Consider the following 22,015-nt stretch of genomic DNA (forward strand, 5'->3'; position numbering starts at 1 on the left):
CTCAGGTGATCTCCGTGTAGCCCCGCCCACGAGCGTGGCGGTCGGGCGTGGCCAGGGTCCTGGTCCTGGTCCTGGACAGTGCGAGTGCCCGCGCCGGGAGAGCCGCACGCATCAGAAGACCCCCTTGTAGCCCTGCCAGCCGGTGGCGATCTTCGTACGGGAGCCGAACGACCCCTTGCCGTTGCCGTTGTTGCGGAAGAGGTTGCCCCAGCGGTCCCGCTCGACGAGGTCGGCCTTCCCGTCGCCGGTGATGTCACCGACCCCCACGATGGTGTTGTACGAGGTGCCCCACGCGGCGAAGACCTTCACCCGCTCCTTCAGCTTTCCGCTCGCGGTGCCGTCGTAGCGGTAGAGCGTGCCGTCCTTGTGGTGCGCCAGCACGTCGCCGTACCCGTCACCGTTGAGGTCACCGGCGCCCACGACCTTCGTGTAACCGGTCCAGGACGAACGGATCTTCACCCCGGCCTTCAGTTTGCCGTGGCCGTCGTTGGCGAAGAGGAGGACATCACCGGTCGACGCCTTGCGCGCGAGCAGGTCGGGGCGGCCGTCACCGGTCAGATCGCCGGGCACGGTAAGGACGTTGTACGCGTTCCACCCGGTGCCCAGGGAGGTGTGGCTGCTGTTCGGCGTGTACGGGGAGCCGCACCTGCCGGCGTACCGGCGCAGTTCCCCGTTCGGCATCCGTACGAGCATCTCGGCGCACCGGTCGCTGCCCATGTCCCCGAACGGGACCGCGACCGTGCCCTTGGGCCAGCCGGCGCCGGAGCGCTTCCAGTCGAGCTTGCCCCTGCCCTCGGTGTAGTGCAGCGTCAGCTCGCCGACGGAGTTGAGCGTGACCAGCTCGCCGAAGTCGTAGCCGCCCTGGTCGTGATGGCCCTGGACGCCACCGGAGACCTCGATCTTCCCACTGGTGGTGTACGTGCCGCCGCCCTTGACGGCCCTGGCGGTCAGCGTCCAGGTGTGGATCTCGTTGGCGGCGGGGCTGCCGGTGTCCGTTCTGCCGTCCCAGTCGACCGCGACCTCGGCGCCGGGACCGCCGGAGAGGGTACGGATCGCCCGGCCGCGGATGTCCTTGACCACGAAGGTCCAGGTGGCGGGCGCGTTGAGCTGCCAGGTGCTCTCCCAGTTCTGGGCGCCGTAGATGCTCTTGAGGTCGATGTACCCGGCGTTGAGGTCCGACTCGATCTTCGCGAGCGGCTGCGCGGGCACCCCGCTGGGCACGATGCGGATCGCCTTGTCCGGTCCGACGTACGCGATGTCGCCGCCGAACTTGTCCACGGCCCAGGTCAGTCGGCGCTGGTCGACGGTGCTGCCCGCGGGCAGGTCCGCGATCTCCCGGGGCGGTGCGGCCGTCCCCGTGTGGAAGTCGGTGAGCAGCAGTTTCCCGGCGGTGCGGTCGTGCCGGACGAGGTAGCCGTCGCCGACGAGCGCGGCGCCGGACGGCACGGTGACGCTCTTCTTCGCCGTACGGTCGTAGACCCCGGCGGCACCGCCCGGTCCGCAGTTCCAGTAGATCCAGCGGCCGACGGTCTGGAGTTCCTTGATCACGCACGGGGCGCCGGTGGCGACGGTCTGGACGACCTTCTTCTGTTCGAGGTCGGTCGCGGTGACCACTCCGGCGGTGGAGGCCGCCGTCCACAGCGCCGATCCCCATACCGAGGCGGCGGTGATGGACCGCGTCGTCCGCACGTCCGACCTGCGGATCCCGACGTCGTCGATGTACTGCTTGCCGGTCGACGCCGCCTCGTAGACGAAATAGCGTCCGGTCGTGTCCACGAACCGGCCCCCGGTCACAGCGGGTTCGTCGAAGCCGTTGAGCGTGTTCCCCGTCAGCCACATCTCGGCGCGTTCCTGGCCGTTGTCGACGAAGAAGCGGCCCACATGGCCGTTTCCGGTGGCGCGCAGCGGTACGCACTCACCGGCGTCGCACGGCACCCGCTTCGCATGCCCACCGGTCGCGTACGTGCCCGCGTATCCCATCGAGGTGGGAGCGCCCACCGTCGCCCCGCCCGGGGAGACCTGCCGGGCGAACACGAACTGCGGGCCGCTCGGGGCGATCTCCACCGTGTTCAGCACTCCGCCGGCGAAGTCGATGCCCCAGACACCGTTCGTCGCGACGGGTGCCGGCGCATCCGCGGCGACGGCGCCCGGCACCGTGCCGAGACCGGTCGCGACCACGGTGAGAGCGGCCAGCGCGGCGATCCGGCGCCGGGCGCCACGACCGTGTGGAGAAGCAAGGCGAGCCAAGAGGGTCAGTCCTCCCCGGAATGCCCGAAGGGCAAGAAGGCACAGGTGATCGACAGCGACCTTCCGCAAAGCCCCCCGGCCCGCCCCTGTGCAAGTCGCCGGATGTTAGCAGCGGTTGCTCATGTGGGGGAAGTGAAAAGAAAAGCGGGCCCGCTCGTGAAGAGCGGGCCCGCTTTCCGCAGACCGTTCAGCGGACCTTCAGCAGGTCCTCACGGTGTTCAGCCGTTGCGCTTCCAGCGCGGCTTGTCGTCACGGCGGCCGAAGGAACCGGTGTTGGTGCCGGTGCCCCGGTGGTCGTCGCGGCGCCCGGTCGGACGGTCGCCGCCACCGGAGCGGAAGCCGCCCGAGGGACGGTCGTCACGACGGTCACGGTTGAACGGACGGTCGCTGCCACCGGAGCGGAAGCCACCGGAGGGACGGTCGTCACGACGGTCACGGTTGAACGACGGGCGGTCGTTGTCGCGACGGTCGAAGGAGCGGCCACCGCGGTCGTCCCGGCGGTCGTTGGACCGGAAGCCGCCCGAGGGACGGTCGTCCCGGCGGTCACGGTTGAACGACGGGCGGTCGTTGTCGCGGCGGAAGCCACCGGACGGACGGTCGTCGCGACGCTGGAAGCCACCGCGGTCACCACCGCGGTCGTCCCGGCGGTCACGGTTGAACGACGGGCGGTCGTTGTCACGGCGGAAGCCACCCGACGAACGGTCGTCACGACGCTGGAAACCACCGCGGTCACCACCGCGGTCGTCCCGGCGGTCGTTGCCACCGCGGTAACCACCGCGGTCGCCGCCGCGGTTGTCCCGGCGGTCGAAGTTGCCGCGGTCGTCGCGACGGTCGTCACGGGCGGCGGGCTGCTCCGGCACGGAGACGGCGGCCTCGATCGCGGCCTCCGCCTCGGCGGCCACCTCGGCCACCGCGGCCTCGGGGTCGTCGCCCCGCTCGCGGGCGGCACGGGCGACGAGGCGGTCGGCCTCCTCGCGCAGCTCACCGGCGCGGCGCTGGACGCGCTCCAGCTGCTTGGTCAGGTCGGCGACCTCGCGCTCGGCCTGCTTGGCGGCGTTGTTCGCGGAGTCGGCCTGGACCTCGGTCAGCGAACGGGCACCGGTGATCTCGGCGACCTCCGGGTCGAAGGCGCCCGCGCCACCGACGATGTGGCGCGAGGCGTCGACGCCCGCGTCCTCCATCAGGCGGAAGATCTGACGGCGCTGGTGCGGCAGCGCCAGCGAGACGACGACACCGGACTTGCCGGCCCGGGCGGTACGGCCCGAGCGGTGCAGGTAGTCCTTGTGGTCACCGGCCGGGTCCACGTTCAGCACCAGGTCGATGCCGTCCACGTGGATGCCGCGGGCGGCGACGTCGGTCGCGACCAGCGCGTTGACGTAGCCGTCCTTGAAGTCGGCGAGCACCCGGGTGCGGGCACCCTGCGTCATGCCGCCGTGCAGCGCGTCCGCCTTGACGCCCGCCTCGACGAGCTGCTCGGCGATGCGGTCGGCGCCCAGCTGGGTGCGGACGAAGATGATGGTGCGGCCCTTGCGGGCGGCGATGGCGGAGGTGACCGGCGCCTTGTCCTTCGGCTTCACGACGAGGACGTGGTGCGTCATGGTCGTGACGTTGCCCTGGGCGCTGTCGACCTCGTGGCTCACCGGGTTGTCCAGGTAGCGCTTGACCAGCGTGCCGATCTCGTTCTCCATCGTGGCGGAGAAGAGCATGCGCTGGCCGCCGACCGGAACCTGGTCGAGCAGCTCGGTGACCTCGGGCAGGAAGCCCAGGTCGGACATCTGGTCGGCCTCGTCGAGGACGGCGACCTGGACGTTCTCCAGGGAGCAGGCGCCCCGGTTGATGATGTCGCGCAGCCGGCCCGGGGTGGCGACGAGGATGTCGACACCGCGCTCCAGCGCGTAGATCTGGTTGCCCATCGACGTACCGCCGCAGACGACCTTCATCTTCAGGCCGAGCACATCGCCGTACGGCTGAAGCGCGTCCGCGACCTGCATCGCGAGCTCACGGGTCGGGGTCAGGATGACCGCGCGGGGCTTCTTCTTCTCGGTGTGGCCGCCGGCCAGCGTGGCCAGGGTCGGCAGACCGAAGGAGAGGGTCTTGCCGGAGCCGGTGCGGCCGCGGCCCAGGATGTCCTTGCCGGCCAGGGCGTCCGGGATGGTCGCGGCCTGGATCGGGAAGGGTGCCGTCACACCGTTCTGCGCGAGCTTGCGGACGATGCCCTCGGGCAGGCCCAGGTCGGCGAAGGTGATGGTCGGCTCGGCGTCCGCGTCGGCCTCGGCCTCGGCGGAGTCGGTGTCGGCCTGCTCGGCCAGGGGGGCGTCCGCCTCGATGGAACCGGCGGACTCGGCGACCACGGTCTCCGCGGCCTCGACGAGCTCGTCGTTCTCGATGCTCTCGGGCATGACGGTGCGGTCAGAACTGGAAATTGACATGCGAAATGCGAAACCTTCCGGAGTCTCGGCACGCGCCCGTAACTCCGTGATTCGCAATTTCGACCGCCTCAATGCGGTCCAGCCACGGCAAGGGAGAGTACGCGCCACACGGCGCGCTTCTGTTTCGGCGCCGGGCAATGGGATCAAACGATCTACTACCATACGCACTCCACCCCACATCGCGCAAACCGACTCTCCCCCACTCCCCCACTAGGCGGGCTCCACCTGCGGCGATACCTCGGGAGTGCGCAGCGGATCCGTCATCCCCGGCACCCTCATCGCCTCGCTGCGGAGCTGCGCCGCCGGTGAGGCGGACGGCTGCGGCGACGGCTCGGAGGGCTCCGGCTCGGGCTCGGGCGAAGCCGGCGGCTCGGGGGTCGCCGGCCCGGACGGCTCGGGGGAAGCGGGCTGCTCCGGCACCCCTGGCTCCGGCCGGGAGGCGGAGGGCGCCGGCGCCGGACCGCCCCGGCCCGGCGCCGCACCCCCTTCTCCCTGCTCCCCGCCCGGACGCACGCCACCGGGGTCGGCCGAGGACCCGGCGGAGCCGCTCGGACCGGGCGACTCGGCGGCCTCCCGCTCGGAGTGCGCCTCGGCGCGCCCGCCACCGGTCCGGACCCTGCCCGTACCCGCCACCGTGCCGCCGTCCGGCCGGGCGGCGCTCCCCCCGTGCTCGGGCGAGGGGGACGGCGACGGCGCCGCCTTCCCCCCGTCGTCGCCGATGCTCATGCAGCCGGTGGACGTGGCGACCGTCGCGGCGATGACGGCCGCCCATCGGACAGGGACGGACAACTGGCGCACGGGAGGCACCTCCGGGGTACGAAGAGGGGGCGGGCGTCGAAGCGGGAGCGGGAGTCACGGAAGAAGCGCGGCTCCGTGCCCAACTCCCCTCGCCCCACCGGGGACACGCCCCACTCCCGTCCCGCACACCACCCGCACGCCTTCCCCGGCGAGTCCGCACTCCCCCGCGGGGTCTTCCTCAGCCGTAGCCGAGCGCGTGCAGCCTCGCGTCGTCGATGCCGAAGTGGTGGGCGATCTCGTGGACGACCGTGATCTCGGTCTCCGCCACCACGTCCTCGCGGGACCCGCACATCCGCAGGGTCGGCCCGCGGTAGATGGTGATCCGGTCCGGCAGCACCCCCGCGTACCACTCGCCGCGATCGGTCAGCGGCGTCCCCTCGTACAGCCCGAGCAGCTCCGGGTCTCCCGGGTCGGGCTCGTCCTCGACGAACACCGCGACGTTGTCCATCAGCCGAGTCAGCTCCGGCGGGATCCGGTCCAGGGCCTCGGCGACCAGTTCTTCGAACTCTTCGCGCGTCATCTCCAGCACCCGGCCATTGTCCCGTACGGACGCTCCCGGCGCCCTGACCCCGACAGGTACCTCCTCCTATTCGGTTTGGCTCACGCAGAAACGCCGTAGTACAGTCTGCGACGTGCCCAAGGGCGCCGGTCAGGGCTTGACCGTTCTGAAACCCTAAGAGGTTGAAGGAGAAGCGGAACCTCTTGAGGGGAAGCGGAGTCACATGCTTCTCACGTCCTCCCTCCGGGGCGAGCGATGCGGAAGCAGCAGCACAGCAGTTCTGCCCTCATCGTCTAGTGGCCCAGGACGCCGCCCTTTCAAGGCGGTAGCACGGGTTCGAATCCCGTTGGGGGCACGCACAACCTGTGCGACACTTAGTCGCACAAAGCTTGGTCCTGTGGAGCAGTTTGGAGTGCTCGCCACCCTGTCAAGGTGGAGGCCGCGGGTTCAAATCCCGTCAGGACCGCTGCAGCCCTTATGAGCTGCGTGGCTGGGTAGCTCAGTTGGTACGAGCGATCGCCTGAAAAGCGATAGGTCGCCGGTTCGATCCCGGCCCCAGCCACCACCCGAAGGCCCCGTCCACCGGACGGGGCCTTCGCCGTGTCAGACCTCTTCCCGGTCCGCCCGGTTCGCGCCGTCCCGGCCGCGCCACGCCCGTACCACCAGAACCAGCAGCACCACCGCGACCACGGCCACCAGCGCCATCACGTCCGGGACGTGCTCGCCGATGCGCTGGGCCCACTGCTCCACGGCGAACGAATCGTCCACGTCCAGCAGTCCGGGCAGCGCCGTCGTCCCGTCGTACGCGAGGAACAGCGCGCCGAGCGCGATGAAGAAGAGCCCCGACAGCAGGGTCGTGGTGTGCAGTTCGAAGCGGCCGAGCCGGAAGGTGCGGCCGCGCAGCCAGGCCCGGCGGCCCAGGTCGAAGCGCTCCCAGAGCAGTGCGAGCAGGAAGAGCGGGACCGCCATGCCCAGGGCGTAGACCGCGAGCAGCAGTCCGCCGTAGACCGGGCTGCCGCTGATCGCCGCCACGGTGAGGACGCTGCCGAGGATCGGGCCCGCGCAGAAGCCGGCCAGTCCGTAGACGGCACCCAGCGCGTAGACGGACAGGGCGGTGGTCGGGCGGATCCGGCCGCTGAGTGCGGCGATCCGGCGCGAGGCGAAGCCCAGGCCGACGATCTGCGCGACGCCGAGCGCGATGATCAGCCAGCCCGCGCCGAGGACGAGCGCGTCGCGGTGCCGGTAGAAGAGGCGTCCGGCGAACGAACCCGCGGCGCCGAGCGGCACCAGGGTGGTGGCCAGACCGGCGTAGAAGATGCCGGTACGGGCCAGCAGCCGCGAGGCGGAGTCGATGGAGTAGGCGAAGAAGGCGGGCAGCAGCAGGGCGCTGCACGGGCTGACCAGGGCGAGCAGCCCGCCGAGGAAGGCCGCGAAGTAGCCGATGTCAGCGGTCATTTCGCGGCATCCTCAGCGCCCTCGGCGTTCTTGCCGCCCTTGGCGTCCTCGGTGTTGCGGGCCTTCTCGGCCGCCGCCTCGATGGCCCGGGTGAAGGTCTCCGCGGGCTGGGCCCCCGCGATCGGGCGGCCGTTGATCAGGAACGACGGGGTGGAGGTCGCGCCGATCCCGTACCCCTGTTCCTGGTCCTTGCTCACGGCGTCCGAGGCGGCGGAGCTGTCCGCGTCGCGGGCGAAGCGGTCGAGGTCCGCGACCCCGGCCTCCCGGGCGAGCGCCTTCAGCCGGTCCTTGCCGAACCCCTTCTCCTTCGCGCCCTCGGCGTACGCGGCGGCGTGGAACTGCCAGAAGCGGTTCTGCTGCCCGGCGGCCCAGGCGGCGCGGGCGGCGGCCTCGGACTCGGCGCCGAAGATCGGGAAGTTGCGCCACTCGATGCGCAGGGTGCCGTTGTCGACGTACTTCTTGACCAGGGCGGGCTCGGTGTCGCGGGCGAACTTTCCGCAGTAGCCGCACTTGAAGTCGGCGTACTCGATGAGGACCACGGGCGCGTCGGCGCGGCCCTGCGCGAGCTTGTCACCGGCGTCCCGGCGGGCGAGCTTCGCCAGCTCCGGATAGACGCCGGCGTCCGGGTCGGCGACGACATCGGCGGTCGAGGAGGAGGACGGACCCGAGTGGTCGGGGGCGGTGGCCTGGTAGGAGACGTAGCCGAGCAGTGCGGCGGCGAGCACGACTCCGGCGCCGTAGAGCACCGGCTTCCTGGCCGAGGACTTCCGCGCGGGCGTGGTTTTCCGGGCGGACGGGGACTTGGGCATGCGGGACTCCGTGCTGGTGATGTGGGAGAGAAGGGGTGGCCGGGCGGGACGGCCGGCTACACCCTCAGCACGGAGAGTTCTACGGGGGTGGGGGCGGCGGGCGCGGGCGCGCGGAGGTTCAGCCGCACGGGCGGGTGGACCGGGCCCGGCCCGGTGGCGACGGGCAGGCCCCACCCGGCCAGGCCGGGGGCCTGGTCGTACGCGGCACGGGCCCGGCCCGGGAGCGCGGGTTCGCCGTCGGGCTTCCTCGTCTTGCGGCATCCCGGCGTCGGGTGCCCGTCGGCGTCCGCCGCCACCACCTGGCCGGCGTCGGCCGGGGCGTCCGCACCCGTGGCCCCGGCCACGACCGCGGCGGGGGCGGCGTCGCCGCCGCGCACCACCGTCGCCGGTCCGCAGAACAGCCCCAGCACCACCGCGAGCACCGCCATCAGGCAGCACCACTGCGTACGGGACACGGCGACCGGCCTTTCCGGACGGGGACAACGGGTGGTCAGCTGCCCGAAATGGTACGTGCTGTGATCCCGCGCCTCCGCGCGGTGGCCGGGTGGTGACCCGGACCGCACGAAATATGTTCGCCGTTCGTCAGGCCCGGGTGAGATCCTGGGCTCCGTATGTCTACTTCCTTCGCTGATCTCCAGAACCGGCTCGGAGAGATCTCGCTCCGCGACGCGCACCGGCTCGGCCGCCGTCTCGAAGGGGCGCGCCGCATCCGTAAGCCCGAGGCCAGGCAGTCCGTGCTCGACGAGATCGCCGCCGAGGCCGCAAAGGCCGCCGAGCGGCTCTCGCTGCGTGCCGGGCGGATGCCCGCTCTGACGTACCCGGAACAGCTCCCGGTCAGTCAGAAGAAGGACGAGATCCTGGAGGCGATACGCGACCACCAGGTCGTGATCGTCGCCGGGGAGACCGGCTCCGGCAAGACCACGCAGATCCCGAAGATCTGCATGGAGCTGGGGCGCGGTGTCCGGGGCATGATCGGGCACACCCAGCCGCGCCGGATCGCCGCCCGTACGGTCGCCGAGCGCGTCGCGGACGAGCTGAAGACGCCGCTGGGCGAGGCGGTCGGCTGGAAGGTCCGCTTCACCGACCAGGTGAACCCCGACGCGACGTTCGTGAAGCTGATGACGGACGGCATCCTGCTCGCCGAGATCCAGACGGACCGCGAGCTGCGCGCCTACGACACGATCATCATCGACGAGGCCCACGAGCGGTCGCTGAACATCGACTTCCTGCTCGGCTATCTGGCCAGGCTGCTGCCCAAGCGCCCGGACCTGAAGGTCGTCATCACCTCGGCGACGATCGACCCCGAGCGGTTCGCGCGCCACTTCGGCGAGGCGCCGATCGTCGAGGTCAGCGGGCGTACGTACCCGGTCGAGGTGCGGTACCGCCCGCTCCTCGAAGAGGACACCGAAGACTCCGACCGCGACCAGATCACCGCGATCTGCGACGCCGTGGACGAGCTCCAGTCGGAGGGGCCCGGCGACATCCTGGTCTTCCTCTCCGGCGAGCGGGAGATCCGTGACACCGCGGACGCGCTGAACAAGCGGAACCTGCGCCACACCGAGGTGCTCCCTCTCTACGCCCGTCTCTCGCACGCCGAACAGCACCGCGTCTTCCAGCGCCACACGGGACGCAGGATCGTGCTGGCGACCAATGTCGCCGAGACCTCGCTGACCGTTCCCGGCATCAAGTACGTGATCGACCCGGGCAACGCCCGGATCTCCCGCTACAGCCACCGCACCAAGGTCCAGCGGCTGCCGATCGAGCGGATCTCGCAGGCCAGCGCCAACCAGCGCAAGGGCCGCTGCGGCCGTACGTCGGACGGCATCTGCGTCCGGCTGTACTCCGAGGACGACTTCCTGACCCGTCCGGAGTTCACCGACCCGGAGATCCTCCGTACGAACCTGGCCTCCGTCATCCTCCAGATGACCGCGGCCGGCCTGGGCGACATCGAGAAGTTCCCCTTCATCGACCCGCCGGACCACCGCAACATCCGCGACGGCGTCCAGCTCCTCCAGGAGCTCGGCGCGCTCGATCCGGAGGAGAAGGATCCGAAAAAGCGGCTCACCCAGCTCGGCCGCAAGCTCTCGCAGCTGCCCGTCGACCCGCGGCTGGCCCGCATGGTCATCGAGGCCGACCGCAACGGCTGTGTCCGCGAGGTCATGGTCATCGCCTCCGCGCTCTCCATCCAGGACCCTCGCGAACGGCCCTCGGAGAAGCAGACCCAGGCCGATCAGCAGCACGCCCGCTTCAAGGACGAGACGTCCGACTTCCTGGCGTTCCTGAATCTGTGGCGGTACATCCGCGAGCAGCAGAAGGAGCGCGGCTCGTCCAGCTTCCGCCGGATGTGCAAGCAGGAGTATCTGAACTTCCTGCGCATCCGCGAATGGCAGGACATCTACGCGCAGCTGCGTACGGTCGCCAAGCAGATGGGGATCAACCTCAACGAGGAGGACGCGCCGGAGCAGTCGGTGCACACCTCGCTGCTGGCCGGGCTGCTCTCGCACATCGGGCTGAAGGACACCGAGAAGAACGAGTACCTGGGCGCCCGCAGCGCGAAGTTCGCGATCTTCCCCGGTTCGGCGCTCTTCAAGAAGCAGCCCCGGTTCGTGATGTCGGCCGAGCTGGTCGAGACGTCCCGGCTGTGGGCGCGGGTCAACGCCAAGGTCGAGCCGGAGTGGATCGAGCCGCTGGCCCAGCATCTGCTGAAGCACACCTACAGCGAGCCGCACTGGGAGAAGGACCAGGCGGCGGTGATGGCGTACGAGCGGGTCACGCTCTACGGGGTGCCGATCGTCGCCCAGCGCAAGATCAATTTCGGCCGTATCGACGCCGAGACCTCCCGCGATCTCTTCATCCGCAACGCCCTGGTCGAGGGCGACTGGCGGACCCACCACCAGTTCTTCCACGACAACCGCAAGCTCCTCGGCGAGGTCGAGGAGCTGGAGCACCGCGCCCGGCGCCGCGACATCCTCGTGGACGACGAGACGCTCTTCGACTTCTACGACCGGCGGATCCCCGACCACGTGGTCTCCGGGGCGCACTTCGACTCCTGGTGGAAGCACAAGCGCCGGGACGAGCCGGACGCGCTGGACTTCGAGCGCTCGATGCTCATCAACGAGAAGGCCGGGGCCGTCACCAAGGACGACTACCCGGACTCCTGGCGCCAGGGGAAGCTCAAGTTCAAGGTCACGTACCAGTTCGAGCCCGGTGCGGACGCCGACGGTGTGACCGTCCACATCCCGCTCCAGGTGCTCAACCAGGTCACCGCCGAGGGCTTCGACTGGCAGATCCCCGGCCTGCGGGAGGAAGTGGTCACCGAGCTGATCCGCTCGCTGCCCAAGCCGATCCGCCGGCACTACGTCCCCGCGCCGGACTACGCGGACAGGTTCCTCGACCGGGCGGTCCCCCTCCAGGAGCCGTTGCCCCTCACGCTGGCCCGGGAGCTTCAGGGGATGGTCGGTGTTCCGGTCACGGCCGACGACTTCGACCTGAGCCGCGTCCCGGACCACCTGAAGATCACTTTCCGGATCGTCGACGAGCGGCGCCGCACGGTGGCCGAGGACAAGGACCTGGAGGCGCTGAAGCTCCAGCTGCGTCCGAAGGCCCGTCAGGCCCTCTCCAAGGCCGCGGCGGCCACCGCGGGCCCCTCGGGCGAGTCCATCGAGCGTTCGGGCCTCACGGACTGGACGATCGGCACCCTGGACCGAATCTTCGAGACCAGGCGGGCCGGCCAGCCAGTCAAGGCGTATCCGGCGCTGGTGGACCAGGGCGGGACCGTCGCCGTACGGCTCTTCGACACCGAGGCCGAGCAGCAGCGGGCGATGTGGCTCGGCACCCGGAAGCTGATCATGCTGAACGTGCCGGTGAACCCGGCGAAGTTCGCCTCCGACAAGCTGACGAACCAGCAGAAGCTGGCCCTGTCCCGCAATCCGCACGGCTCCATCCAGGCCCTCTTCGAGGACTGTGCGACGGCGGCCGCCGACCGGCTGATCATCGCGCACGGCGGCCCGGCCTGGGACGAGGAGTCGTTCCGGAAGCTGTACGACAAGGTGCGCGCCGACCTCGTCGCGCTGACCGAGCACACGGTCAAGCAGGTCCAGCAGGTGCTGGCCGCCTGGCAGGCCTGCGAGCGGCGGCTGAAGGCCACCAACAGCCTGGTCCTGGTCGACAACGTCACCGACGCACGGGACCAGCTCGCGGCCCTGATGCCGGCGGACTTCGTCACGAGGACCGGGCTGCGCAGGCTGCCCGACCTGATGCGCTATCTGGTCGCCGTGGACCGCCGGCTCCAGCAGATGCCGACGGCCGTCCAGCGCGACACCACGCGCATGGCGAAGGTCCACGAGATGCAGGACGAGTACGCCTGGCTGCTCGAACAGCTGCCGCAGGGCAGGCCCGTACCGCAGGAGGTCCTGGACATCCGCTGGATGATCGAGGAGCTCCGGGTCAGCTACTTCGCCCACGCCCTGGGGACGGCCTACCCCGTCTCCGACAAGCGGATCGTGAAGGCGATCGACGCGGCGGCGCCGTGAGACGACACCGGACGGGCGGCTTCCGGAACTGTGACGGAGCCGCCACCTTCGGTGAGTTCGACCGCACCCTCTGACCTGCTGTACAGTCTGTCTTCGCAGCCAGCCGCAAGGAAGGCAGCGAAAACCTGGTCCTGTGGAGCAGTTTGGAGTGCTCGCCACCCTGTCAAGGTGGAGGCCGCGGGTTCAAATCCCGTCAGGACCGCAGTAACGAAAGCCCGGATCCTTCTGGATCCGGGCTTTCGCGCGTCTTGACTCCGGTGGCTGCCGACGAGTACTCAGACAGCAGAGGCCGCCCCTGATTTCCCGGCGCGGGGCGGCGGTCCACCGGGAGGTGGCGTGTATGACGACGTCCGCCACGCACGAGACCCGCGCGCTCCTGCGCGCCCATCTGGCCGCCGTTTCCGGCCGCCGCCATCTCACCCGCCACTGTGCGGTCTGTCACCGGCTCCTGCGGCTCGTCATGGAGCCCGTGACGGCCCGCCGGAGCGATTCCGCCCCCGAACCGCCGACCCTGCGTACGGAGCGCCAGGAGGGCACCCCTGAGACCGGGGACGAAAGTCCCCCGGGCGAGTGACCAATGGCGGGACTTTCCGCTTCCCGGCGATGGCAGGCTCGTACTTGGCAAGACTCGCGCAGTGTGACGGGAGTCACCGAAGGAGTTTTGAGAAGGAGTGACTTTACTCCCTTCCTACAACTGGCGAATTTAATATGTGCAATTGCACCACTCGGACGGGAGTTCCGGGGGACCATGTGAACCACGCCTCCCCGGCCTCCCCGGGCGGTCCGGAACAGTCCCGCACAGACCCGCTCAAGCCCGCACGGCACCCCGGCCGGACCCGACCGGACGCCCGGTTTCCTGCGGGCCCGGGAGGCGCCCGCGGACCCGGCCACAGGCACGGGTCGCGGGCACAAAAAAGATCGCGCTGGACCCGGCGGAGTCCAGCGCGATCGAACGACGCACCCGCATTGCACAGGTATGGCGCCCGTTGGGGCGGGCGCCCGTCATTTGGAGCTATGGGTGGGCCTGTACGGGTTGGGGGACCCGGAAGCCCGGTTGTTGCGCGGCGACAGGGGGTGTGTCAGGCCTCGCTGCGCTGCTGCGGAATACCCGCAAGCAGTGCGCGGACCTCTGCCTCGCGGTACCGGCGATGTCCACCGAGCGTGCGGATGGACGTGAGCTTGCCTGCCTTGGCCCAGCGGGTAACCGTCTTCGGGTCCACGCGGAACATCGTGGCAACCTCAGCCGGGGTCAGCAGCGGCTCGGCATCAGGGGTGCGAGCGGTCATGAGCGGCCTCCTCGGGAGAACCGAACCATCTCGGTTCTTTCCTCTAAATTCTGCACCTTGACCCGCGTTGCCCGAAATGGCGGACGCGGGCCGAGTCGGTTATAGGACGAACGGCTTGTCCTCGGCACTACAACTACACCATCCGTCCAGCCACGTCGGCCAAACCGATGGAATTGCCCTCCCAGGTGTTCATCAGCGACGGAAGCCGATGGACCATGCCATAGCGGACAGTCACTCCGCCGTGACGATCAGTCACAGAGCGATCAGGAGCCATCAGACCCCCCATAGCGTGCAATGCTGAGCATTCCGCCCTTAGTTGGACGGACGGAGCCCTCCCCGGGCTCCTTGTCCTATTTTGGCATGAGGAGTAGGGAAGGGCGCAAGAGCCCCGTTAGTGCTATCCATCACGCTTGAGGCAAAGGCCCGGTTCGGGACGTAGGTCCTAAGACCTCAGTAGTACCGTTCCGCCTCTTTGTTCTCACACGTCACAGAGGGCACAGAGAAACAGACGCAGAAACCGCCCGGTCAGTTCGCGAACTGACGATCTCTTACGGCCCGCCAGCGCTCCGCCAGCCGCCCGTACGCCTCGCCGGCCCCGTCGGTGTCGCCGGCCCGCAGCGCCGCGATGCCCTCGGCCACATCCGCGGCCGACCGGTCCCCGGCGAGCTCCTTCGCGGGCAGCGCGTGCACCAGGCCTGCGTAGTCCAGCTCGACCAGCGCCCGCGGATGGAACTCCTCCAGCCAGCGCCCCACGTCCACCAGCCCCTCGGTCAGCGGACCCTCGTCCACCGAGTCCCGCAGCGTCTTCAGCGCCCGGGCCAGCCGGCGGCGGGCCTGCACCATCGGCGTCCGGTACCGCAGCACGGGCGCCGCACCGTCCTCGCCCGCCGGCTCGTACTCCCGCTCCTCGTCGGAGAAGAGCACGAACCACCGCACCGGCACCTGCCACACCGAGGTACGGATCCACGGCCTGGCGTCCGGATTCCGCTCCGTCCACCGCTCGTGGTCCGCGACCGCCTGCCCGCGCACCACCGGCGGCAGCACCGCGTCGAGCACCGGCCCGGGGAACATCTCCGCCAGCTCCTCCAGCGCCAGCCAGCCGCGCAGCCTGGTCCGCCACGGGCAGACGCACACCACCCCGTCGGCCTCGGCAACGAACGCGTCCGCGCTCTCGTGCACCGGCACCGCGACCGGCGGGGTGGCCGCCAAGTCGGCGAGCGAGCGCCTCAGTTCGTCCTGCGCGGTGGGGATCCGGGCCCGCCCGGCGTACCGGGCCCAGTGGGCGCGCTCGGGCTCCGGGAAGGCGGCCAGCGGCTCGTACACCCGGAGGTAGGACGCGTAAGGGACGAGCACCGAAGACACCACCGACATGCAGCAGATCGTGTCACGCCCGTACTCCGCAGGGGGGTGATCCGGGGCAGTGGAACAGATCTACGTCCAGGTAGGAATTACGCTCTTGCCCTGTCGGACCGGCCACGCGGCCGGTCCACGGCCCTCCCCACCTTCAGGAGGGTCTTCGCCGCTTCGTACTTGGGAGTCACCACAGTGACCGATGTGACCGGCGCGCCTGTTGATGTATTGCACACCCTGTTCCACTCGGAGCAGGGTGGCCACGAACAAGTCGTGCTCTGCCAGGACCGTGCCAGCGGCCTCAAGGCCGTCATCGCCATCCACTCCACCGCCCTGGGCCCGGCCCTCGGCGGCACCCGCTTCTATCCGTACGCCTCCGAGAAGGAGGCCGTCGCGGACGCGCTGAACCTCGCGCGCGGCATGTCGTACAAGAACGCCATGGCCGGTCTCGACCACGGCGGCGGCAAGGCCGTCATCATCGGCGACCCCGAGCAGATCAAGTCGGAGGAACTGCTGCTGGCCTACGGCCGGTTCGTGGCCTCGCTCGGCGGGCGGTACGTGACGGCCTGCGACGTCGGCACCTATGTCGCCGACATGGACGTCGTCGCCCGCGAGTGCCGCTGGACCACCGGCCGCTCCCCCGAGAACGGCGGCGCTGGCGACTCCTCGGTCCTCACCGCCTTCGGCGTCTTCCAGGGCATGCGGGCCTCCGCGCAGCACGTCTGGGGCGACCCGACGCTGCGTGGCCGAAAAGTGGGGGTCGCCGGGGTGGGCAAGGTCGGCCACTACCTCGTCGAGCATCTGCTCTCCGACGGCGCGGAGGTCGTGGTCACGGATGTGCGGGAGGAATCCGTACGCCGGATCACCGACAAGCACCCCGGGGTCGCCGTCGCGGCGGACACCGAGGCGCTGATCCGCACCGAGGGGCTCGACATCTACGCCCCGTGCGCGCTCGGTGGTGCGCTGAACGACGAGAGCGTGGCGGTGCTCACCGCCAAGGTGGTGTGCGGCGCGGCCAACAACCAGCTCGCGCACCCCGGCGTCGAGAAGGACCTCGCGGACCGCTCGATCCTGTACGCACCCGACTACGTCGTGAACGCGGGCGGGGTCATCCAGGTCGCCGACGAACTGCACGGCTTCGACTTCGACCGGTGCAAGGCCAAGGCGTCGAAGATCTTCGACACCACGCTGGCCATATTCGCACGTGCGAAGGCCGACGGCATCCCGCCGGCCGCCGCGGCCGACCGGATCGCCGAGCAGCGGATGGCCGAGGCGCGCCGACGCTGACGGTGGCGGACGCGTCACCGCGCGTTCGCACCGGCCCACGACCCCCGGCCCGCCGACCGGCGAGACAAGACTCACGCCGGTCGGCGGGTCGCATGCCAAGAAGAGGTTAAAATCGCAGTTGACCAGCGAGGACGGGGCTTCTCGCCGGTCCTCTTCCGGGGCGCGTGATGCGGGCGGCGTACCGTATGGCCGCGGAAGCAGGTACCGTTAAAGCCCTACGGGCACGGTCTCTCAGCCGAGAGTCCGTCCTGAAACATGAACGCGTGTCAAGACTCTGGGGCCGTCGAGCCCCGTCACCGAGGGGGTCGAGCCATGGGGCGCGGCCGGGCAAAGGCCAAGCAGACAAAGGTCGCCCGCCAGCTGAAGTACAGCAGCGGCGGGACTGACCTGTCGCGTCTGGCCAATGAGCTGGGCGCATCGCCTTCGAGTCAACCACCGAACGCAGAGCCGTTCGAGGACGACGACGAGGAAGATGACCCGTACGCACAGTACGCGGATCTGTACAACGACGACGAGGACGAGGACGAGGACGACAAGTCCGGTCCGTCGTCACAGCGCCGCGGCGCTTGACCTCGCGCTGACACATCAACCCGGTCCGGGCCTGTCCCGGACCGGGTTCTGTGCTGTCCCGGTACGGTCCGGCCGCCGGTGCGGAATCCGGTTTTCCGAGGGTTCTCCCCGGTCGCCGGAAGTGCTGGCCTTCCGGCGGCCGGGCAGTCGGCGGCTCATCGGGGTGTCCCGGTGTGCCTGCCTGCTGTCTATCGCGCGTATCCGCCGACGAGTTCCGCGCCCGAGGTGTGTGCCCCGCGCTCGGTGATCTCGCCCGCGACCCAGGAGTCGATCCCGCGGTCGGCCAGGGTGGTCAGTGCCGCGTCCACGGACTCGGCCGGGACGATCGCGATCATGCCGACGCCCATGTTCAGCGTCTTCTCCAGCTCCAGCTGCTCGACCTGTCCGGCCTTGCCGACCAGGTCGAAGACCGCGCCGGGGGTCCAGGTGGAGCGGTCGACCGTGGCGTGCAGTCCGTCCGGGACGACCCGGGCCAGGTTGTTGGCCAGGCCGCCGCCGGTGACGTGGCTGAAGCCGTGCACCTCGGTGGTGCGGGTGAGGGCCAGGCAGTCCAGCGAGTAGATCCTGGTGGGCTCCAGAAGTTCCTCGCCGAGCGTGCGGCCGAACTCCTCGACCTGGCGGTCCAGCGACCAGCCGGCCCGGTCGAAGAACACGTGCCGGACGAGCGAGTACCCGTTGGAGTGAAGACCGGACGACGCCATGGCGATCACGGCGTCCCCCTTACGGATACGGTCCGGGCCCAGCAGCCGGTCGGCCTCGACCACGCCCGTACCGGCGCCGGCGACGTCGAAGTCGTCCGGGCCGAGCAGGCCGGGGTGCTCGGCCGTCTCGCCGCCGACGAGGGCGCAGCCCGCGAGGACACAGCCTTCGGCGATGCCCTTCACGATGGCCGCGACACGCTCGGGGTGCACCTTGCCGACGCAGATGTAGTCGGTCATGAAGAGCGGCTCGGCGCCGCAGACGACCAGGTCGTCGACGACCATGCCGACGAGGTCGTGACCGATGGTGTCGTACACGCCCATCTTGCGGGCGAGGTCGACCTTGGTGCCGACGCCGTCGGTGGCGGAGGCGAGCAGCGGACGCTCGTAGCGCTTGAGGGCGGAGGCGTCGAAGAGTCCGGCGAAGCCGCCGAGGCCGCCGAGGCCCGCGACCTCCGGGCGCTGCGTCTTCTTCACCCACTCCTTCATCAGCTCGACGGCACGGTCGCCGGCCTCGATGTCGACGCCCGCTGCCGCGTAGGAAGCACCTGTTGTCTCAGACATTGCCTGGGATCTTTCGTGTGGAAATACGGGGCTGGTGGCCGGAGGGGTACGGCTGGGCCGTCACGGACGACGCAGTGCGTCGGCCGCGGCGGTCGCCGCAGGGCCTGCTGCCAGCTCGGTCTCCAGCAGCTGCTTGCCGAGCAGCTCCGGGTCCGGGAGCTCCATGGGGTACTCACCGTCGAAGCAGGCGCGGCACAGGTTCGGCTTGGCGATCGTCGTCGCCTCGACCATCGCGTCGAGCGAGATGTACGCGAGCGAGTCGGCACCCATCGACGTGGCGATCTCGTCGACGGTCATGCCGTTGGCGATCAGCTCGGCGCGGGTCGCGAAGTCGATGCCGAAGAAGCAGGGCCATTTCACCGGCGGGGAGGAGATCCGGATGTGGATCTCGGCGGCGCCGGCCTCGCGGAGCATCCGGACCAGTGCGCGCTGGGTGTTGCCGCGGACGATCGAGTCGTCGACGACCACCAGGCGCTTGCCCTTGATGACTTCCTTGAGGGGGTTCAGCTTGAGGCGGATGCCCAGCTGCCGAATGGTCTGGGAGGGCTGGATGAAGGTCCGGCCGACGTAGGCGTTCTTCACCAGTCCGGCGCCGAACGGGATGCCGCTGGCCTCCGCGTAACCGATGGCAGCGGGGGTGCCGGACTCCGGCGTCGCTATGACCAGATCGGCCTCGACCGGGGCCTCGGCGGCCAGCTTGCGGCCCATCTCCACCCGGGAGAGGTAGACGTTGCGCCCGGCGATGTCGGTGTCGGGGCGGGCCAGGTAGACGTACTCGAAGACGCAGCCCTTGGGCTTCGCTTCCGCGAATCGCGAGGTGCGCAGGCCGTTCTCGTCGATGGCGACGAGCTCACCCGGCTCGATCTCGCGCACGAAGCTGGCGCCGCAGATGTCCAGGGCGGCGGACTCGGAGGCCACCACCCAGCCGCGCTCCAGCCGGCCGAGGACCAGCGGGCGGATGCCCTGCGGGTCACGGGCTGCGTACAGGGTGTGCTCGTCCATGAAGACGAGGGAGAAGGCGCCCCGCACATCGGGAAGCACCTTGGCGGCGGCCTCCTCGATGGTGAGCGGCTTGCCGTCCTCATCGGTCTGGCCGGCGAGCAGCGCGGTCACCAGATCGGTGTCGTTCGTCGCGGCGACCTGGGTGGCGCGGCCGTCCTTGCGGGGAAGGTCGGCGACCATTTCGGCGAGCTTGGCCGTATTGACCAGGTTGCCGTTGTGACCCAGGGCGATCGAGCCGTGCGCGGTCGCACGGAACGTCGGCTGCGCGTTCTCCCACACCGAGGCACCGGTGGTGGAGTAGCGGGCATGACCGACCGCGATATGGCCCTGGAGGGATCCCAGAGACGTTTCGTCGAAGACCTGCGAGACCAGTCCCATGTCCTTGAAGACCAGGATCTGGGACCCGTTGCTCACTGCGATGCCCGCGGACTCCTGTCCACGGTGCTGCAGGGCATACAGTCCGAAATAGGTGAGCTTGGCGACCTCTTCGCCCGGAGCCCAGACACCGAAGACGCCGCAAGCGTCCTGGGGGCCCTTCTCTCCGGGGAGCAGGTCGTGGTTGAGTCGTCCATCACCACGAGGCACGCCACCGAGTGTAGGCGAGATCGACCACTGGTCCGAATTCGAGATACCGGTCCGGACCACCGGGGAAGCGCTCCCGGGGGTGTCCTGAAGGGCGCGCCGAATGGTCACGGGGAGTGATCATCCGTCGGGTGTGTCGGGGTACGGATCGGGCCACGGGGCGGCGGTCACCCGGATCAGCGCCCGGTTACCGTCGGGTTCCGGCCATTTCGGCCGAGGAGCCCGCCGGGCCGGATGGTGGCGCTCGGTGAGGCGGCCGAGGGCCCGGCGCACAGTCCGACCGAACGCGCGTTTCGTGGCGAGCCTCACACCGGAAGGCGGGGGTGCGGAGCCTCAAGGGCCGCCCCGAGACCCACAGCGCCCTTCGTCCGCGGCGCGAGACCTGTCGTTGACAGGCGCATGGTCAGCCGGCAGGCCTCCTGCGCCATGCGGCCCCGGCCTCTCGCCGACCGCTCGGTCGCGCTCATGGAGCGCCGCCACGTCGATCTGGGACGTGTCGCGAGCGCCATCTGCCGCCGCGCCCTCGGCCGCCCCGAATCCCCCGTCCCCCCGGCGGCGGGCACGGGGCTGCCCTCCTGCCGAGCGCCGGTCCGCCCGCTCCCCGCGCCTCCCGCCCGTCCACGGTCGCGATCAGCCGCGACTGACGTCTGACGGGCCCGCCCCGCCTTCGCCGCCGCGCGGCCGAGTTCTGCCCTGGCGCAGTCACACCTGCCCGCAGTTCGAACAAAGGTTCTGATACCTCTCTGGCCAGGCGGGGCTTCGGGACCGCCGTCGGCGCGAGCGCCGCCACCGCCGCCGTCGGCCTTCCGGCGGCCGCCCCCGCAGCGGGCGGCCACGCGGCCGGCCACGTACCGGAACGGCCCTTCCGGGCCGTACGAGGGGCGGGCTCGGCGAACCCATCGCGGACCGGTCGGTGGGGCTCGAACCCACCCACCCCACGCTCGCCCCGCTGCTGCGCGGCGCCGGGTACGCCACCGCACCGCTGCCGTCACCGGCGCTCGTCCCGTTGCCGCAGGCGGCGAGGGCGGGCGGGAGCCCCTACGGCCGGGCGTCGATTCCGCAGGGCCCCGGAACGGTCCGGCCGGGCGTCCGGTTCCCTCTCACGCCATCAGTGGCAGCAGGGCGGCGAGATCGGCCCGCTCCCCGCTGGCGCCGACCTTCGCCCCGTCGAGCTCCCTCGCCCACTCCGTACGCCCGGTGGCGAGCCGGATCCAGGTGAGCGGATCGGTCTCCACGACGTTGGGCGGCGTACCCCGGGTGTGCTTGGGGCCCGATACGCACTGGACGACGGCGAACGGCGGGATCCGCACCTCGACCGAGCCGCCCGGCGCCTTCTCCGCGAGGGCGTCGGCGAGCAGCCGGGTGCAGGCGGCGAGCGCCTGGCGGTCGTACGGGATGTCGAGGCCGGCCGCCTCGTTCAGATCGTCGGTGTGCACGACGAGTTCGACGGTACGGGTGACGAGGAAGTCGGCCAGCCGCATCACCCCGGTCCGCATCGTCAGCAGCCGCTCGTCGCCGGCCTCGGGCACCATCTCCTCGAAGCGCGCCGCGACCTCCTCGTACAGCGCGTCCAGGTCGGGATGGTCCAGGGCGAGCTTCCTGGTGTCGTCGGCGATCCCGGCCGCCCGGTCCGCGGTCGCGAACGGCCACTGGGCGGGCGTGAGGCCGGACTTGGCGGCGGCGGGTTCCGGCAGCTCCAGACTCCGGGTGACGCCGGAGAGCGCCATGGTCAGGTGCACGGCCAGTTCGCGTACGGTCCAGTCGCCGAGCCGGGTCGGCAGCGCGAGCTGTTCGGGCGTCAGGGTACGGACGGCTTCCCGGACATGGGCGAACTGCGCCAGGACGGCGGTGCGGGTCCTGACCGGGTCGTAGCGGCGGGCGCGTTTCTGGGACGGCGGCATGTCCGC

The 22,015-nt window shown here is 70.4% G+C and carries 17 protein-coding genes and 4 tRNA genes; 9 read left to right on the top strand and 12 right to left on the bottom strand.

The features are described 5' to 3' along the window. Positions 1-111 precede the first annotated feature (111 nt). The 4 genes from ACGF8B_RS00120 to ACGF8B_RS00135 all read right to left on the bottom strand — a co-directional run bounded on the left by ACGF8B_RS00120 (position 112) and on the right by ACGF8B_RS00135 (position 6,003). Complete coding sequence (locus ACGF8B_RS00120; protein ID WP_392733338.1) at positions 112-2,247, bottom strand: FG-GAP-like repeat-containing protein; 2,136 nt, start codon at positions 2,245-2,247, stop codon at positions 112-114. 218 nt (positions 2,248-2,465) lie between these two features. Next, positions 2,466-4,646, bottom strand: coding sequence for a DEAD/DEAH box helicase (locus ACGF8B_RS00125; RefSeq protein ID WP_392733340.1), 2,181 nt, complete (start codon positions 4,644-4,646; stop codon positions 2,466-2,468). 240 nt (positions 4,647-4,886) lie between these two features. After that, positions 4,887-5,474, bottom strand: coding sequence for a hypothetical protein (locus ACGF8B_RS00130; protein WP_392733342.1), 588 nt, complete (start codon positions 5,472-5,474; stop codon positions 4,887-4,889). A gap of 178 nt (positions 5,475-5,652) precedes the next feature. Next, entirely contained in the window at positions 5,653-6,003 is a 351-nt protein-coding gene (locus ACGF8B_RS00135; RefSeq protein ID WP_392733344.1) for a metallopeptidase family protein, read from the bottom strand. A gap of 252 nt (positions 6,004-6,255) precedes the next feature. On the opposite strand from ACGF8B_RS00135, the gene ACGF8B_RS00140 reads away from it, so the two are divergent. From ACGF8B_RS00140 to ACGF8B_RS00150, 3 genes are all read left to right on the top strand, one after another. Next, positions 6,256-6,328: transfer RNA gene (locus ACGF8B_RS00140), tRNA-Glu, on the top strand. 36 nt (positions 6,329-6,364) lie between these two features. Then, positions 6,365-6,439: transfer RNA gene (locus tag ACGF8B_RS00145), tRNA-Asp, on the top strand. A gap of 22 nt (positions 6,440-6,461) precedes the next feature. After that, a tRNA-Phe gene (locus ACGF8B_RS00150) sits at positions 6,462-6,538 on the top strand. 38 nt (positions 6,539-6,576) lie between these two features. Here ACGF8B_RS00150 and ACGF8B_RS00155 read toward each other — a convergent pair. Genes ACGF8B_RS00155 through ACGF8B_RS00165 form a run of 3 tightly spaced genes read right to left on the bottom strand, consistent with a single transcriptional unit; the run spans position 6,577 to position 8,692 of the window. After that, positions 6,577-7,428, bottom strand: a complete 852-nt coding sequence (locus ACGF8B_RS00155) for a cytochrome c biogenesis CcdA family protein (RefSeq protein ID WP_392733346.1) — start codon at positions 7,426-7,428, stop codon at positions 6,577-6,579. Then, positions 7,425-8,237 (bottom strand): DsbA family protein, encoded by an 813-nt coding sequence (locus tag ACGF8B_RS00160; protein ID WP_392733348.1) that lies wholly within the window; start codon positions 8,235-8,237, stop codon positions 7,425-7,427. The genes ACGF8B_RS00155 and ACGF8B_RS00160 overlap by 4 nt, the downstream gene beginning before the upstream one ends. A gap of 56 nt (positions 8,238-8,293) precedes the next feature. Next, on the bottom strand, positions 8,294-8,692 hold the full coding sequence (locus tag ACGF8B_RS00165; protein WP_392733350.1) for a hypothetical protein: 399 nt from the start codon (positions 8,690-8,692) through the stop codon (positions 8,294-8,296). A 156-nt stretch (positions 8,693-8,848) separates the two neighbouring features. Here ACGF8B_RS00165 and hrpA point away from each other — a divergent pair, with 156 nt between their 5' ends. The 3 genes from hrpA to ACGF8B_RS00180 all read left to right on the top strand — a co-directional run bounded on the left by hrpA (position 8,849) and on the right by ACGF8B_RS00180 (position 13,343). Continuing rightward, the gene (hrpA, locus tag ACGF8B_RS00170; RefSeq protein WP_392733352.1) at positions 8,849-12,769 is read left to right on the top strand and encodes an ATP-dependent RNA helicase HrpA; all 3,921 of its coding nucleotides are present in this window, start codon (positions 8,849-8,851) and stop codon (positions 12,767-12,769) included. A 127-nt stretch (positions 12,770-12,896) separates the two neighbouring features. Next, positions 12,897-12,971: transfer RNA gene (locus tag ACGF8B_RS00175), tRNA-Asp, on the top strand. 138 nt (positions 12,972-13,109) lie between these two features. After that, complete coding sequence (locus tag ACGF8B_RS00180) at positions 13,110-13,343, top strand: DUF6274 family protein (RefSeq protein WP_392733354.1); 234 nt, start codon at positions 13,110-13,112, stop codon at positions 13,341-13,343. A 505-nt stretch (positions 13,344-13,848) separates the two neighbouring features. On the opposite strand, the gene bldC is transcribed toward ACGF8B_RS00180, so the two are convergent. Continuing rightward, positions 13,849-14,055 carry a developmental transcriptional regulator BldC gene (gene bldC / locus ACGF8B_RS00185; protein WP_003949541.1) on the bottom strand — a complete coding sequence of 69 codons (207 nt, stop codon included), beginning with the start codon at positions 14,053-14,055 and terminating at the stop codon, positions 13,849-13,851. Between the two features lie 525 nt (positions 14,056-14,580). Beyond that, entirely contained in the window at positions 14,581-15,426 is an 846-nt protein-coding gene (locus ACGF8B_RS00190) for a hypothetical protein (RefSeq protein ID WP_392733356.1), read from the bottom strand. Positions 15,427-15,600: 174 nt separating this feature from the next. Here ACGF8B_RS00190 and ACGF8B_RS00195 point away from each other — a divergent pair, with 174 nt between their 5' ends. Next, positions 15,601-16,692 (top strand): Leu/Phe/Val dehydrogenase, encoded by a 1,092-nt coding sequence (locus ACGF8B_RS00195; protein WP_392733357.1) that lies wholly within the window; start codon positions 15,601-15,603, stop codon positions 16,690-16,692. A gap of 312 nt (positions 16,693-17,004) precedes the next feature. Continuing rightward, complete coding sequence (locus ACGF8B_RS00200) at positions 17,005-17,262, top strand: DUF3073 domain-containing protein (protein ID WP_072488579.1); 258 nt, start codon at positions 17,005-17,007, stop codon at positions 17,260-17,262. A 188-nt stretch (positions 17,263-17,450) separates the two neighbouring features. Here ACGF8B_RS00200 and purM read toward each other — a convergent pair whose 3' ends face one another. Together purM and purF are read right to left on the bottom strand one after the other, a co-directional pair. After that, positions 17,451-18,524, bottom strand: a complete 1,074-nt coding sequence (gene purM / locus ACGF8B_RS00205) for a phosphoribosylformylglycinamidine cyclo-ligase (protein ID WP_392733359.1) — start codon at positions 18,522-18,524, stop codon at positions 17,451-17,453. 60 nt (positions 18,525-18,584) lie between these two features. Beyond that, on the bottom strand, positions 18,585-20,111 hold the full coding sequence (gene purF, locus ACGF8B_RS00210) for an amidophosphoribosyltransferase (RefSeq protein ID WP_392733361.1): 1,527 nt from the start codon (positions 20,109-20,111) through the stop codon (positions 18,585-18,587). Between the two features lie 423 nt (positions 20,112-20,534). Here purF and ACGF8B_RS00215 point away from each other — a divergent pair, with 423 nt between their 5' ends. Then, entirely contained in the window at positions 20,535-20,759 is a 225-nt protein-coding gene (locus ACGF8B_RS00215; protein ID WP_392734410.1) for a putative leader peptide, read from the top strand. A 449-nt stretch (positions 20,760-21,208) separates the two neighbouring features. Here the strand turns inward: ACGF8B_RS00215 and ACGF8B_RS00220 are convergent, their stop codons facing one another. Further along, positions 21,209-22,009, bottom strand: coding sequence for a sterol carrier family protein (locus ACGF8B_RS00220; protein WP_392733363.1), 801 nt, complete (start codon positions 22,007-22,009; stop codon positions 21,209-21,211). Positions 22,010-22,015 lie beyond the last annotated feature (6 nt).

The organism is Streptomyces sp. NPDC047917, assembly GCF_043204345.1.
GTDB lineage: Bacteria > Actinomycetota > Actinomycetes > Streptomycetales > Streptomycetaceae > Streptomyces > Streptomyces sanglieri.